General features: G+C 38.1%; 14 protein-coding genes. 3 read left to right on the top strand and 11 right to left on the bottom strand.

Annotation, left to right across the window (positions count from 1 at the left end; genetic code table 11):
- Positions 1–138: 138 nt before the first annotated feature.
- Positions 139–2,400: an ATP-dependent DNA helicase gene (locus ACXYMZ_RS00860; protein WP_458946455.1), complete on the top strand. Its 2,262-nt coding sequence runs from the start codon at positions 139–141 to the stop codon at positions 2,398–2,400.
- A gap of 119 nt (positions 2,401–2,519) precedes the next feature.
- Here ACXYMZ_RS00860 and ACXYMZ_RS00855 read toward each other — a convergent pair whose 3' ends face one another.
- The 6 genes from ACXYMZ_RS00855 to ACXYMZ_RS00830 form a co-directional block, all read right to left on the bottom strand.
- Positions 2,520–2,747 (bottom strand): hypothetical protein, encoded by a 228-nt coding sequence (locus ACXYMZ_RS00855; RefSeq protein WP_458946454.1) that lies wholly within the window; start codon positions 2,745–2,747, stop codon positions 2,520–2,522.
- A gap of 1 nt (position 2,748) precedes the next feature.
- Positions 2,749–3,093: a hypothetical protein gene (locus ACXYMZ_RS00850; RefSeq protein WP_458946453.1), complete on the bottom strand. Its 345-nt coding sequence runs from the start codon at positions 3,091–3,093 to the stop codon at positions 2,749–2,751.
- Between the two features lie 57 nt (positions 3,094–3,150).
- Entirely contained in the window at positions 3,151–3,576 is a 426-nt protein-coding gene (locus ACXYMZ_RS00845) for a hypothetical protein (protein ID WP_458946452.1), read from the bottom strand.
- Positions 3,577–3,638: 62 nt separating this feature from the next.
- Positions 3,639–4,070, bottom strand: a complete 432-nt coding sequence (locus ACXYMZ_RS00840; protein ID WP_458946451.1) for a hypothetical protein — start codon at positions 4,068–4,070, stop codon at positions 3,639–3,641.
- A gap of 519 nt (positions 4,071–4,589) precedes the next feature.
- Entirely contained in the window at positions 4,590–4,982 is a 393-nt protein-coding gene (locus ACXYMZ_RS00835; RefSeq protein WP_458946450.1) for a nuclear transport factor 2 family protein, read from the bottom strand.
- A 33-nt stretch (positions 4,983–5,015) separates the two neighbouring features.
- Complete coding sequence (locus ACXYMZ_RS00830; RefSeq protein WP_458946449.1) at positions 5,016–5,513, bottom strand: DinB family protein; 498 nt, start codon at positions 5,511–5,513, stop codon at positions 5,016–5,018.
- Between the two features lie 272 nt (positions 5,514–5,785).
- On the opposite strand from ACXYMZ_RS00830, the gene ACXYMZ_RS00825 reads away from it, so the two are divergent.
- Positions 5,786–8,200 carry a heavy metal translocating P-type ATPase gene (locus ACXYMZ_RS00825; RefSeq protein ID WP_458946448.1) on the top strand — a complete coding sequence of 805 codons (2,415 nt, stop codon included), beginning with the start codon at positions 5,786–5,788 and terminating at the stop codon, positions 8,198–8,200.
- A gap of 266 nt (positions 8,201–8,466) precedes the next feature.
- Positions 8,467–8,913, top strand: coding sequence for a DUF4181 domain-containing protein (locus tag ACXYMZ_RS00820; RefSeq protein WP_458946447.1), 447 nt, complete (start codon positions 8,467–8,469; stop codon positions 8,911–8,913).
- A gap of 57 nt (positions 8,914–8,970) precedes the next feature.
- Here the strand turns inward: ACXYMZ_RS00820 and hemY are convergent, their stop codons facing one another.
- The 5 genes from hemY to hemB are packed head-to-tail and all read right to left on the bottom strand — an operon-like array spanning position 8,971 to position 14,681.
- A complete protein-coding gene (gene hemY / locus ACXYMZ_RS00815; RefSeq protein ID WP_458946446.1) occupies positions 8,971–10,365 on the bottom strand; it encodes a protoporphyrinogen oxidase in 1,395 nt (464 codons plus the stop codon).
- Positions 10,362–11,300, bottom strand: coding sequence for a ferrochelatase (gene hemH, locus ACXYMZ_RS00810; protein ID WP_458946445.1), 939 nt, complete (start codon positions 11,298–11,300; stop codon positions 10,362–10,364). The genes hemY and hemH overlap by 4 nt, the downstream gene beginning before the upstream one ends.
- Positions 11,301–11,303: 3 nt before the next feature.
- The gene (hemE, locus tag ACXYMZ_RS00805) at positions 11,304–12,353 is read right to left on the bottom strand and encodes a uroporphyrinogen decarboxylase (protein ID WP_458946900.1); all 1,050 of its coding nucleotides are present in this window, start codon (positions 12,351–12,353) and stop codon (positions 11,304–11,306) included.
- A gap of 54 nt (positions 12,354–12,407) precedes the next feature.
- Positions 12,408–13,688 (bottom strand): glutamate-1-semialdehyde 2,1-aminomutase, encoded by a 1,281-nt coding sequence (gene hemL / locus ACXYMZ_RS00800; protein ID WP_458946444.1) that lies wholly within the window; start codon positions 13,686–13,688, stop codon positions 12,408–12,410.
- Between the two features lie 15 nt (positions 13,689–13,703).
- On the bottom strand, positions 13,704–14,681 hold the full coding sequence (hemB, locus tag ACXYMZ_RS00795) for a porphobilinogen synthase (RefSeq protein ID WP_458946443.1): 978 nt from the start codon (positions 14,679–14,681) through the stop codon (positions 13,704–13,706).
- Positions 14,682–14,687 lie beyond the last annotated feature (6 nt).

Genomic DNA, 14,687 nt, shown 5'->3' with positions numbered 1-14,687 from the left:
GTAGATGATGATTTAACAATTTTATGAAACATGGGGACGGTTCTCTTGTTGCATTTATTGCGACATGAGAACCGTCCCCATGTCGCATGAATCAAAACTCTGATAAACTTAGGGGACTATATAATATTAGGTGATGAAATGACAAATGTAGTGAAGGTCTCGGTTAGAAATTTAGTTGAATATGTGTATCGTAGTGGGAGCATTGAGTCTGGATTTCGCACTGCTTCATCGATGACGGAAGGAACTCGCATCCATCAAATCATCCAAAAAAGTTATAAGGAAAAGGATGAGAAAGAAGTTTTTCTGGTAACAGAAATTCCTTATGATGATTTCGTTGTTCGTGTGGATGGACGTTGCGATGGATTACTTTATAACGAAGATGCCATAACCATTGATGAGATAAAATCCACTGCCCTCGAATTGGACGACATTCAGGAAGATTCCTATCCTGTACACTGGGCACAGGCTATTTTTTATGGCTACATTTATGCTGGGGACCATGATTTATCTGAGGTTACGATCCAACTTACCTATGTTCAAGTAAAGACGCTCGAACAGAAAAAATTTCAGCGACTGATGACTTATGAAGAAATGGAGACCTTCGTTAATCGTGTAATTGAAGAATATGCAACGTTTTTAAGAGTGAGAATCAATCATAAGAACAGGCGGAATGAAACGAGCAAGATACTTAAGTTCCCATTTGAAACCTACCGTGAAGGCCAGCGAAAACTAGCAGGCTCCGTATATAAAACTATCGTCGACAAGAAAACATTGTTTGCAAGTGCATCTACTGGGATTGGTAAAACCATTTCTACAATTTTCCCCGCTGTTAAAGCAATTGGCGAGGGCAAATTAGAGAAGATGTTCTATTTGACTGCGAAGACAATTACTAGAACAGCAGCAGAAGAAGCATTTCGTTTACTAATTGATCAAGGGCTAGATATTCATGTCTTAACAATTACCGCTAAAGATAAAATTTGTTTTCAAGAAAAACCGATTTGTACAAGCAAGGATTGTCCTTTTGCAAATGGCTTTTATGATCGGATTAACGGAGCTATTATTGATATTTTAGAGAATGAGAGGCTGATAGATCGGGGAATGATTGACCAGTACGCTAGAAAGCACACGGTTTGTCCTTTTGAGTTTTCTATTGAATTGGCGTACGCAGTTGATGCAATCATTTGTGATTATAATTATATATTTGATCCGAGAGTCTCACTAAAACGTTTGATGGAAGATCAGAAAAAGCAAACGGCCATCCTCGTAGATGAAGCACATAACTTAGTGGACCGCGCGAGAGAAATGTATTCAGCCGAAATTTATAAATCTAATTTTCTACAATTAAGTCGGGAATTTAAAGGGAGTTCACTGGCTAAAGCTGCGAAGGCAATCAATGACCACTTATTGCAAGTAAAGAAATCCGAGGACTATTTGCGAAAAGACCTGGATAAAGAGCTAGTGGAGCTACTCGATGCATTCATTATCGAGGCCGAAACTCTGCTTGTGCAGCAAGAGCACGAATTATTACTGGAAACGTATTTTGCTGCGAAAGCTTTTGTGAACATAGCTGAACTATACAATGACCAATTTATTAGTTATGTGGAAGTGCAGAAGAGTGAAGTGAGAATGAAGTTATTTTGCCTAGATCCATCCGAACAGATCCTAAAAATGGGAAAAGGCTTCAAAGGCAGAGTATTCTTTTCTGCCACTTTAAGTCCTGCAGGTTATTATATGGATTTACTAGGTGGGCAGCCAGATGATTATGTCGTTTCCATCCCCTCCCCTTTTGCGAGAGAAAATACAGAAGTAATCATTCAACCACTTTCCACAAGGTACAGAGACAGAGATCAGACAATAGAGCCTATGGTAGATTTTTTTAAAAATGTAATCGATAAAAAGCACGGAAACTTCCTTGTCTTCTTCCCGTCCTATCAATACATGAGAAATGCGTATGAACAATTTATCGAGCATTATCCTGACGAGTCAACGATTATTCAGGATGTTGGGATGTCTGAAATGGAAAGGGAAGAATTTTTGGCAGCGTTTAGTACTGAGCGTACGAGCCGATTGGTTGGTTTTGCCGTACTCGGTGGAATTTTCTCTGAAGGTGTGGATCTAAAAGGTGACAGACTACAAGGTGTCATTGTAGTTGGAGTTGGCATGCCACAGATTGGTTTCGAAAGGGATATTATAAAGAATTACTTCCAATCAGTTGGTAAAAATGGCTTTGATTATGCTTATGTATACCCGGGGATGAATAAAGTGCTGCAAGCAGGCGGGAGACTGATACGTACTGACTCTGATACTGGTGTCATTGCTTTAGTGGATGATCGATTTTTACAACAGAAATATCAAGCCTTGTTGCCTTATGAATGGCAGCATTATCGGGTTGGGCTGTAAGATTTTTATGAATAGGTTTGGTTCAAAATTAATCCATCACTTTTCACCCAGAAGAAATCTGCTTGATACATCAGTAAGAAATAAAACTATATTGCTAAGGTAAGCGAAAACATTATTTATCAAACTTTTAATTGATGATTATTTTGTTCCGCTTCCTTAGCTTCTTTTTTCTTTTTCCTAAGAAAATGCCCAACCCAAAATGAAAAAATAGCTAAAACAATAAAACCAACTATTTTAAACAAAACAGAACTTAAATTCATCATAAAACTGGATGCTAGAATTAGAATCAATACGTAAATAATGGCCACTGTTAACTCGAATTTTTTGTAAACCTTTAAACTATTCATTTTAAATCCCCCCTTCGATTAGTAATTTCACCTCCCTTGCGCTTAAACCTGGAGGGTCTGTAAATAGTATGATGGGTTTAAAAACAGCTGTGATTTCACTACCTATTACCAACTCTCTATAATCTATTTCCTCACCATCTGCATTTGTTATCACGGCATCTTCTAAATTTAGTGATGCTCGTTTGTAAGTTGAATTTAATAATTTGTTACTTTCAATCCAAATAAATGTGTCTGTATCCTTTTCAGTAATTGTAAATGTCTCTTCTTTTAGTAATTCCACGAGTATAAACAAAACTCCTGCTGATAATATTATTATTAAGAAAATCTTTGCGAATTTGTTTTTCATATTAGTTAGTCATCTCCATTTATGGGAAAGAGCGGCCCAGATGATTACAGAAGTAAACTAAACGTTATAACGAACACTCCAGCTTTTCGGAAATTGAATTTTATTAGCATAAGCATAGCGAATTAGCTGCCCGTGATGTTGTACCTCATGTTCTAATAAATCAATTAGTAAATTATTGTTTATTTTAGTTCTATCATTAGCTTGCAAAAAGCTCTCTATATTTCTATGCGTTTCTTTCAATTTGTTACTTATTAGAGTTTTATCATTTGTCTCAGCTAGACTACAATTAAACCCTTCCCATTGACCAAATTTTAAAGCTTTTAAATAGCTTTCTCTTGCCCCAATAATACAGTAAGCCTGTTCTCCAATTGTATTTGAAGGTACATCTAAAATTCTTAATCCTAAACAATCTTCATTTATATGATTATAAAATTCATCTGTTAAACTTAAAGCTTGTAAAACTCTCTCTTTTAATATTTCCATTCATGTTTCCTCCGACTTTTAACTTTGTGAGAAAAGCACCCAATCGTTGAAGAAGTAACCAATCACTCTTTTACTACCAGTTCAAAAGACTCCTCATTATCATCCCATTTAACTTTTACACTGACCACCGTATCTTCCGTCATAATTAAGCCGCCTTCACTACCACCTAATGATTTAAACTCTTTAGTAGTGACAGGTTCATCAAAGGTCATCGACGAGCTTCCACCACCAGTTGACCCAAGTTTATATTCATAATTTAAATGTTCCATTGAAGCTATTTCATCTAAATCTCCTTTGTAAATTAACGTAAAGTTATATTGATCTTTACTTGAATACGCCTCTTGTTCCCTTTTTTCTGTGGCTTCGTATTCTAGCTCTGCCCTCCAGTACTCTCCCTCTCCAACAAATTGATAGCTATGTTCGGTTATATCTTCGTTGTTTGAACAGGCACTTATTAACAACATAAATAGGAGTAAAAAAATTAAGCGTTTCATTAGAGAACCCCCTCTCTATAATTATTTTACTGTTATTTATTTATCATTAATAAACAATTCTGTCCTGTGGTATAAATTTAACAAAAGTAGTGTTTTTCATTTTTCAAGTATTGCACCCGTTACCTGAACAGAGTAATTAACTTTTCTTTTCATTCTCAAGCTCATTGATCCTCTTTTTAAGATTTGAAACTTCTCCTTTTAAGTCATCAGTTGGACTTTTTATTCTATGCGTTACTCCTTTAATAATCTATATTATAGCTATAATAAAAACAATGAATCCTGCTATAAACATAAAAATTATTTCCATACAAATTCACCCCTTGTTGAAGATTCGCACCCGTTTGTTATTGTTGTATATTACCATTTCGACATTATTTACCATATTCCTGCTTTCTATTAAAGAAATATCTTATTGCACTAAACTGCCCCTATAGCGTAAGTACATTTCTTCACATTCTCAAAATGCCACATAAATCTGTGTAGACTACTTAAAGCATTTTCGATCAATTGAACTTTCTACTAAAACATGCCATTCTCATTGTGAATTTCCTCTGGTATTTGCTGCCCCAAATCCCACATCTCTACAATTTTATTTTCATGAAAACGAAAGATATGAACAACCGCTACTCCTAAATCGTTGGCATTCTGTTTGAGATGAGAATGAACAGCTACAACTTGCCCGTCTTCAATTGCATGTTTAACTTTCCAGACTTTGTTTGGCGACTGTTTTTGACTTTCTTTCATACCTTCTTTTAGAGAAGCAGCATCGCCAGGGAAGTAAGGATTGTGATGAGAAAAATCACTGCCAATATGTGTATCATAGGCTTCATCTATTCTTCCGTCTGTTACAAGCTGTAAAAAGGACAATGCACGTTCTTTGAGTGAATAGGATTCGTTAATCTTTTTATTCATTTTCTCATACCTCACTTTTGTTTTAATTCGTTTTTATTCAGCTTTCCATAAATCTTCTACTCCCAAAGCTCTTTTGATTCCATTGATCGACCCTTGATGGACGGCTTCATGAAAGTTCGCAAAACTAATTCCTTCTCCTAGTGTATTAAAATGAAATTCTTCTCCAAACTTAATTGGATTTTTACCTTCCATTTCTATTTTTCCAGTACATATTTTAACCATTCGGTCGTATTGTTTTTCCAGTTCATCTTTTATTTCAGAAAGAGTGGGAACTTCCTTATTCCCCCAATCATTTGGAGAAGTTCCTCGATTGAATAATTCATTGTAACCGACTGGCAATGTCACTTCATTCCCAAGATAACCACTAATTATATGTTCCTGTATCACTACGATATGCCCAAAATTCCATAGTAAATTATTCCGAAATCCCTGTGGAATCTCAGTTGCCAGCTCTTCCGATGTAGCATCGAGCATTGCAATCGTGCGATTACGAATAAACTTCATTTGTTTAAATAACATCTCTTCATTCATATAAACAGCTCCTATTATTTACTCTTTGATTAAAGTATATTATAAAATTTAGAATTGGCAAACAATTAATAGGAATTTTATGGTAGAATGAAATTAACTTTTTGCAACATGGGGACGGTTCTCGTGTCGCACTCATTGCGACAAGAGAACCGTCCCCATGTCTCAATTGCTTGAATAATACATAGGTGGGGGTTATTCTTTAATTAAGTGGTTAACGGTCACATATGATAATAATTAATTGCTTTTAGCACATAAAAACGAGGTGGAAATAAGTGTCTGAACAGAAAGTAGAGCAGCTAGAAGTAGATAAGAAGTCCTTTCGAGTTCAAGGTTTTTCGTGTGCAAATTGTGCGGGGAAATTTGAAAGAAATGTAAAGAAACTACCTAATGTTCATGATGCAAAAGTGAATTTCGGGGCATCTAAAATCTCTATATATGGTGATGCGACTGTTGAGGAATTGGAAGAAGCAGGCGCATTTGAAAACCTCAAGGTAGAGCCTGAAAAACCAAAACGTCAACCTCCAATTGTTGTGCACCAAGATAAAAATGTATACCGTGTCGAAGGCTTTTCCTGTGCAAATTGCGCGGGGAAATTCGAAAAGAATGTAAAGAATATTCCAGGGGTAAAAGAGGCTGAAGTTAACTTTGGCGCATCCAAAATTTCCGTTTATGGTGAAGCAACAATCGGAGACCTTGAAAAAGCAGGAGCATTTGAAAACTTAAAAGTTTATCCCGAAAAGCCCCCTAGACAAGCTGCTTCAGCTACGGCTGATAGTGGAGATAGCAAGCACGAAGAAAAAATTCCATTTTATAATAAACATAATACTTTATTATATGCTGCCTTATTAATTGTTTTTGGCTTTATTTCTCAGTTTGTGAATGGGGAAGAAAATATCCTCACCTCCCTGCTATTTGCCACAGCGATAATAATTGGAGGATATCCACTTTTCAAAGTTGGCCTTCAAAATTTAGTAAAGCTTGATTTTGATATGAAAACTTTAATGACAGTGGCTATTATTGGCGCAGCTCTTATTGGAGAGTGGACAGAAGGAGCCATCGTTGTTATTCTCTTTGCAATCAGTGAGGCTTTAGAGCGCTTTTCCATGGACCAAGCAAGAGAATCGATTCGCTCGCTAATGGATATTGCTCCTCAAGAAGCTCTTATTAAAAGAAACGGCCAAGAAATGATGATTCATGTCGAGGATATCGCAATTGATGACATTATGATTGTGAAACCCGGTCAAAAACTTGCGATGGATGGAATCGTCGTAAAAGGGTATTCAGCTGTGAATCAAGCAACGATTACTGGAGAATCTCTACCTGTGAAAAAAACAGTTGATGATGAAGTTTTTGCTGGAACCTTAAACGAAGAGGGACTCCTTGAGGTAAGAGTAACAAAGCTTGTGGAAGATACCACAATTGCTAAAATCATTCATCTTGTTGAAGAAGCTCAAGGCGAACGTGCACCATCCCAAGCTTTTATAGATAAATTCGCTAAATATTATACTCCGTTCATTATGATTGTTGCAGCACTCGTTGCTGTCATTCCACCACTTTTATTTGACGGGACTTGGGAGACGTGGGTTTATCAAGGTCTAGCTGTACTTGTAGTTGGTTGTCCTTGTGCATTAGTTATTTCAACTCCAATTTCCATCGTTTCAGCGATTGGAAATGCAGCTAAAAAAGGTGTGCTAATTAAAGGTGGAATTTATCTAGAAGAAATGGGTAGCTTAAAAGCTATTGCATTTGATAAAACTGGAACACTTACAAAAGGTGCTCCAATCGTAACAGATTTTAACCTGTTGAATGATCAAGCAAATGTTGATAAAACATTGTCTATCATTACTGCTTTGGAATATCATTCAGGGCATCCTTTAGCCTCAGCGATTATGAAAAAAGCTGATGAAGAAAATATATTTTATAAAGATTTAAACGTTGTTGATTTTTCTTCTATTACTGGTAAAGGAATTAAAGGGACGATAGATGGAACTCCTTATTACATAGGTAGCCCGCAATTATTTAAAGAGCTAAATGTAACATTCAATCAAGAAAAAGAACAACTTGTTCAGAGCCTTCAAAAGCAAGGAAAAACAGTCATGATCGCAGGAACTGAAACAGAAATTCTCGCTGTTATTGCAGTAGCAGATGAAGTCCGTGAATCGAGCAAAGAAGTTGTTGAAAAACTGCATCAACTTGGTGTCAAAACAACCGTCATGCTTACGGGTGATAACAAAGCTACGGCAAATGCGATCGGGGCTCATGTTGGAGTAACCGATATTCAAGCTGAGTTAATGCCTGAAGATAAATTGGCGTTCATTAAACAATTACGAACCAAATATAAAAACGTAGCGATGGTTGGAGATGGCGTTAATGATGCACCTGCATTGGCTGCTTCCACTGTAGGTATTGCTATGGGTGGATCTGGAACCGACACATCACTTGAAACAGCAGATGTTGCTTTGATGGGAGACGACCTAAGAAAGCTACCATTTACCGTGAAATTAAGTCGCAAAGCTCTACATGTGATCAAACAAAACATTACATTTGCTCTTGGTATTAAAGTGATTGCTCTATTATTAGTTATCCCAGGCTGGTTGACCCTATGGATCGCCATCCTCTCCGACATGGGAGCAACAATCTTAGTAGCACTAAACAGTTTAAGACTAATCCGAGTAAAAGAAAAGTGAGACATGGGGACGGTTCTCGTGTTGCAATGAATGCAACAAGAGAACCGTCCCCATGTCTCATCTCTTTAAATCTAGTAAATAGTCTTGGACAATCTCTAAGGATTGATTTTAGATTTTCAGAAATTGATAGTTAATGCGCTTCAGTTGGATGTATCGTAATCGTAAGTTTAGAGAAGGAGACAAGCTTTCTTGTAAAAAAGCAGGACTATTACATTATTTATGGAATATATACAAATAGAGATAGATGAATATTTAGGGGGGCTTCTATGTACTACACCTTGGGAACAGACTTCTGGGGAAGACTAATCTTACTTTTAGCTATCGTTGGATTATTGCTTTTCACATTTAATTTTGTAATGAGAAAAATATTAAAAGTTGAGAGGCCTGAATTCTTCTCCTACAATCACATTAATGATAAACATAAACGTATTGATTGGACCATCCGGATTAGCTTTTTTATTTTGTTATTACTTGGTTTCACCATTAATGTCATGAGAGAGCCACATGAGATTATAGCCATTTTTGAACCGTATAATTTATTAGTATTTTTTATTGTGGCTTCAGAAGGCGTCCGAGCATATATGGAATGGAAATATGCTGAAAATAGGAATGCCTATATCTTCACTATAAGCCAATTGGTGTTTGCCATCATATTACTAATAACATTTTTTATTATCATAGATAATACTAATTTCTTTGGGTGGTTTGAATGAAACATGGGGACGGTTCTCCTGTTGCATTTAATGCAACAGGAGAACCGTCCCCATGTCTCACTCTAAATATTGTAGTACATTTTTTACTGCTTGTTCTGCTTGGCCGATGCAGTCGGGGATGCCTACTCCTTCATAGGAGCTTCCGGAGAAGAAGGCTCCTGGTAGATGGGCTGTCATTTGGTCACGAACTTTGTTAATTCTTTCTTTGTGGCCCACTGTGTATTGGGGCATTGCTTCTTTCCATCGTGTGACAACAGTAAATTCTGGTTCTTCGGATATCTGCATCGTTTGTTTTAAATCTTTTAAGACAATATCTAGCAATTCCTCGTCCGTTAAATCTACTACTTCTTGATTCGATGGTTTTCCAACATAGGCACGAAGCAATGCTTTACCTTCAGGAGCTGTATGTTCCCATTTTTTATGAGTCCATGTACAAGCAGTGATTTGGAAGTTACTGTTTCTTGATACGACAAAACCTGTCCCATCCAGTTCTTGCTCGATTGCGGATTGATCAAAGGCCATCGCAACATTTGCTACTGAAGTGAATGGGGTTTCTTCAAAGGTTTGGAAAAAGTCATGTTCTGGGAAAAAATTCGACAAAACATGATTCGGTGTCGCCATCACGATGGCATCTGCTTCTATATTATCCTTCCCATGAATGATGTATTTATCATTGGCAAAGGTAACTTGTTCAACTGCATGGTTCAAGAGAATCGTCTCTTCACCTATTTCTTCAACCAACCGTTGTACGAGCACATCCATACCACTTTTAAATGCGTAAAACTGTCCGGGTGTTTTTCCAGGCTGAGATTTCCGCTCGCCAATTGTATGTTCAAGCCCTTTAATTAGGCTTCCATATTGCTGCTCCAGTTCAAGGAAATTTGGAAACGTAGCAAGTAGGCTCATCTCATCAATGTCACCTGAATATATCCCTGAGAGCAGTGGCTCAATTACATTTCCAACTAATTCATCTCCAAAACGCCCTCGAAAAAAGCTTCCCAAAGACTGATCATTTCTAGCTTCACTCTCTGGAATTGTAACTTCTTCTGCTGCTCTTTTCTTTCCTTCTTCAGACAATACAGAAGTATCCTGAAGCGAGTCCAAACTCATCGGCACACCCATAAAGAAACCTTTAGGCATCTTATGTAATTTATCATCGATAAGAATATAAGCCTGCCCTGTTTGGTTTCTAACAAGTTCATTTTGTAGTCCTAGATTTTCTGCTAAACGAACGGCTGGTTCCTTGCGAGCCAAAAATGAATCTGGACCACGTTCAATAATAAAGCCGTCCCGTTTTTCTGTTCGAATTTTTCCTCCGACTTGTCCACTTGCTTCAAGCAATTTAATTCCATATGGTAACTGCTGCTCTTTGATTTCTTTCTGTAAATAATAAGCTGCTGATAACCCTGTGATTCCACCACCTATAATTGCAATGGTTTTTTGGCTACTCATGCTTTCACGCGCACCATTTGTTTTAAAACAGCATCAGCAAGCGTTGCTATGAACAATGGATGGACATTCGGCATTTCAGGTCGGTAATAAGATGCACCAAGTTCGTCACAAACTACTTTACATTCGTAGTCATTATCATATAGAACTTCCAAGTGATCAGAAACAAATCCTACAGGCGCATAAACAAACGTACGATAGCCTTTTTCATGATATAACGTACGGGTTAAATCCTGAACATCTGGGCCAAGCCATGGTTCTGGTGTATTTCCTTCACTTTGCCAGCCAAGCTCATAATCCGTGATACCTGTCGCTTCTGAGATTAGTCGAGCTGTTTCAGCTAATTGCTCAGGATAAGGATCGCCGTCCGTTAGAATCTTTTCTGGTAAGCTATGAGCGGAAACAACTAAGACAGCTTTCTCGCGCTCTTCAGCGGACATTTCTTCATATGTTTTCGTAATTTCATCTGCCCAGTATTGGATATATCCTGGCTCAGCGTACCAATCCACCACCGAGTGCATCTCGATACCATACTTACTCGCTTCTTCTTGTGCACGTCCATTATATGATTTCACACTGAACGTCGAGTAATGAGGCGCAAGTACAATGGATGCTGCCTTCTTAATTCCATCATCTGCCATCTGTTTTACTGCATCTTCAATGAATGGATGAATATGTTTCAATCCAATATACAATTCGAACTCGTAATCGTCTTGATTTTCATTTAAGTGATTTTTAAGTGCAGTTGCCTGCTCCTCTGTAATTCTCGCTAAAGGTGAGATACCACCAATTGCCTCATATCTTTCCGTTAAGTCCTGTAACGCTTCAGGCGAAGGCTTTCGTCCATGTCTGATATGTGTATAATACGGTTCAATATCCTCTTCTTTGTATGGTGTTCCGTATGCCATAACAAGCAATCCTACTTTTTCCTTTTCCATTAGTTACACTCCTTTAATTTTGTTCTGTGTATACGTATGAATAAATTCTGTTAATCTTTTTAATGTCGCTGGCTGAACATCAGGTGTCACGCCATGCCCTAGGTTAAAGACATGCCTGCCATCCTCAAGGCCCTCATCCAAAATAGCTCTCGTCTGAGCCTCTATCGTTTCCCAATCAGCTAATAATAGTGCAGGATCGAGATTTCCTTGTAACACTTTCGTTACACCAAGTTCACGAGCTTCTCTAATGGATGTACGCCAGTCTAAGCCAATAACATCCACCGGTAAATCATTCCACTCGAGAAGTAAATGACGCGCATGAATACCGAATAAAATCAATGGTACATCTTCTTCACGTAAAGCAGTAAAAATTCTTGTCATTACTGGTTTAATGAATATACGATAATCTGCTGCATTCAACGCTCCAACCCAAGAGTCGAAAATTTGAATTGCTTGGGCACCAGCTGCTACTTGAGCTTTTGTGTAAGAAATAATCATGTCGCCTAATTTCTCCATTAATAAAAACCATGCCTCTGGCTCTTTATACATAAATGCTTTTGTTTTCGCATGCGTTTTTGAAGGTCCGCCTTCAATCATATAGCTGGCCAAAGTAAATGGGGCACCACTGAAACCAATAAGTGGCACGTTCAATTGTTCCGTCGTCAAAAGGCGAATCGTTTCCAACACATATGGCACATCTTCTTCTGGTTGAAGTGGTTTTAGTTTTTTAATATCGTCAATCGTTTGAATTGGTTTATCGATAATTGGCCCGACATTTGGTTTCATTTCCACATCGACTCCCATTGCTGGAAGTGGGCTCATAATGTCTTTATATAAAATTGCTGCATCATTATTATAATTTTCAACAGGAAGACGCGTTACGTAAGCACAAAGCTCTGGATTATGTGTAATCTCGAATAACGTATATTTTTTCCGAATCTCTAGATATTCTTTCTGTGAACGACCAGCCTGACGCATATACCAAGCAGGTGTATAATCCGTTTTTTCACCCTTATATGCACGGATAATCGTATCGTTAAACTGTCTTGTCATCTCCATCACACTACTTTCAATATTTTGCTTAAATCACTTCACCAAAATAAAAATTTATAGTCCCGAAAACACTTTTTCCACAGCTTCTATCGTTCGATCAATATCTTCATCTGTATGTGCAGTTGATAAAAAGAGCCCTTCAAATTGGGAAGGTGGTAAATAAATGCCTTCGCTAATCATCCCTTGATAATAGGCTTTAAATAAATTCAAATCAGAAGTTTGCGCCGTTTTATAGTCCACAACATCTTCATCTGTAAAGAAAAATCCAACCATCGAACCTGCGCGATTAACAGTCAACGGTATGCTATATTTCTTAGCCGCCCGTTTATACCCATCAATTAATCGATCAATTTTCTCGTTCATGCTTTCATAGCTTTCAGGTGTTAATGCGCTTAAGGTTTCATAGCCAGCCGTCATCGCAAGTGGATTTCCCGATAATGTTCCAGCTTGATAGATCGGCCCTGCGGGAGCGACCTGCTCCATAATCTTTCGTTTCCCACCATAGGCACCTACTGGCAATCCGCCTCCAAGTACTTTTCCAAGGCAAGTTAGATCCGGTGTAATATTAAAATGACCTTGTGCTGAATGATAGCCTACTCTAAACCCTGTCATTACTTCATCAAAAATAAGTAGTGCACCATAATTTGTAGTAATCTCACGCAAATCCTGCAAGAATGTATCTGCTGGAGGTACGACTCCCATATTTCCTGAAACAGGTTCCACAATAACTCCAGCTATGTCATCACCATATTGTTGGAACGCTTCTTTTACACTCTCGCTATTATTATATGGAACAGTTATCGTGTTTTTGGCAACACTCTCAGGCACTCCAGGACTATCCGGTAGCCCTAATGTAGCAACACCAGACCCTGCTTTGATTAAAAGAGAATCTCCATGTCCATGATAATTACCTTCGAATTTCAAGATTAAATTTCTTCCAGTATACCCACGCGCTAATCTCAATACGCTCATCGTTGCTTCCGTCCCAGAGTTCACCATGCGCACCATCTCAATAGATGGGATTCGCTCGATTACAAGCTTAGCCAGTTTATTCTCTAGCAAAGTTGGGGCGCCATAGCTTGTCCCGTTTTCTACAGCTGATTTCAGAGACCTAACGACGTTTTCAGCTGCATGCCCAAGAATAAGCGGTCCCCAGCTCAGCACATAATCAATATATGTATTCCCATCGACATCATATATTTTTGAACCTTTTCCTTTATCCATAAAAATCGGTGACATCTCGACTGATTTAAATGCTCGTACAGGTGAATTCACACCACCAGGCATGAGATGAACCGCTTCTTTAAAAGCATTTTCCGAACGTGTAAATTCCATTACTGAATTCCTCCTCTAACCTTTTAGCCATCTCGCGACATCTTTTGCAAAGTATGTGATGATTAAATCCGCTCCAGCACGTTTCATCGAGGTTAACTTCTCCATGACAATCGCTTGTTCATCGATCCAGCCTTTTTCCGCTGCAGCTTTCACCATGGCATATTCTCCGCTCACATTATAAGCAACAACTGGCAGATCAAAATTATCTCTAACTTCACGAACAATATCCAAATATGCGAGTGCTGGTTTCACAATTAAGAAGTCAGCACCTTCCTCTACATCGGAATACGCCTCTCTTAATGCTTCACGGCGATTGGCCGGGTCCATTTGATAAGACTTCCGATCACCAAATTCTGGCGTACTGTCAGCTGCATCACGGAAAGGACCGTAAAAGGCTGAAGCATATTTCACTGCATAAGACATGATTGGAATATGAGCAAACCCTGCTTCATCTAACGCTTCACGAATCGCTGAAACAAAACCGTCCATCATATTAGATGGAGCAATAATATCAGCACCCGCTTTTGCTTGGGATACTGCAGTTTTTGCATGCAATACTAGTGATGCATCATTGTCTACTTCTTGATTTTTAATCACACCACAATGACCATGCGATGTATATTCACATAGACATGCATCTGCTACGACAAGTAATTCAGGAAAATGTTGTTTGATTAACTTTGTTGCTTGCTGAACGATTCCTTGATCTGCATAAGCACCTGAACCAACTGCATCCTTTTCTTCAGGAATACCGAAGAGCATCAGTGCCTGAATTCCAAGTTCTTTGATTTCTTGAAGCTCTTCTAGTAAATTGTCCAAGGAAAGTTGAAAGACTCCAGGCATGGAAGGTACTTCATTTTTGATATTTTGACCCTCCATCACAAATAACGGATAGATGAAATCATTTGGTGTCAGTTGAGTTTCTCTAACCAAGTTCCTCATTGCTTGTGACGAACGTAAGCGTCTGTGCCTTGTAAAATTTAACTCGTTCATTATTTT

The sequence above is a fragment of the Oceanobacillus sp. CAU 1775 genome (assembly GCF_054482815.1).
This window is presented reverse-complemented; position numbering and strand designations above follow the sequence as displayed.

Coding starts and splice junctions, on each gene's coding strand:
- ACXYMZ_RS00860 (WP_458946455.1), top strand. CDS start 139: ATGACAAATGTAGTGAAGGTCTCGGTTAGAAATTTAGTTGAATATGTG.
- ACXYMZ_RS00855 (WP_458946454.1), bottom strand. CDS start 2,747: ATGAATAGTTTAAAGGTTTACAAAAAATTCGAGTTAACAGTGGCCATT.
- ACXYMZ_RS00850 (WP_458946453.1), bottom strand. CDS start 3,093: ATGAAAAACAAATTCGCAAAGATTTTCTTAATAATAATATTATCAGCA.
- ACXYMZ_RS00845 (WP_458946452.1), bottom strand. CDS start 3,576: ATGGAAATATTAAAAGAGAGAGTTTTACAAGCTTTAAGTTTAACAGAT.
- ACXYMZ_RS00840 (WP_458946451.1), bottom strand. CDS start 4,070: ATGAAACGCTTAATTTTTTTACTCCTATTTATGTTGTTAATAAGTGCC.
- ACXYMZ_RS00835 (WP_458946450.1), bottom strand. CDS start 4,982: ATGAATAAAAAGATTAACGAATCCTATTCACTCAAAGAACGTGCATTG.
- ACXYMZ_RS00830 (WP_458946449.1), bottom strand. CDS start 5,513: ATGAATGAAGAGATGTTATTTAAACAAATGAAGTTTATTCGTAATCGC.
- ACXYMZ_RS00820 (WP_458946447.1), top strand. CDS start 8,467: ATGTACTACACCTTGGGAACAGACTTCTGGGGAAGACTAATCTTACTT.
- hemY (WP_458946446.1), bottom strand. CDS start 10,365: ATGAGTAGCCAAAAAACCATTGCAATTATAGGTGGTGGAATCACAGGG.
- hemH (WP_458946445.1), bottom strand. CDS start 11,300: ATGGAAAAGGAAAAAGTAGGATTGCTTGTTATGGCATACGGAACACCA.
- hemE (WP_458946900.1), bottom strand. CDS start 12,353: ATGACAAGACAGTTTAACGATACGATTATCCGTGCATATAAGGGTGAA.
- hemL (WP_458946444.1), bottom strand. CDS start 13,688: ATGGAATTTACACGTTCGGAAAATGCTTTTAAAGAAGCGGTTCATCTC.
- hemB (WP_458946443.1), bottom strand. CDS start 14,681: ATGAACGAGTTAAATTTTACAAGGCACAGACGCTTACGTTCGTCACAA.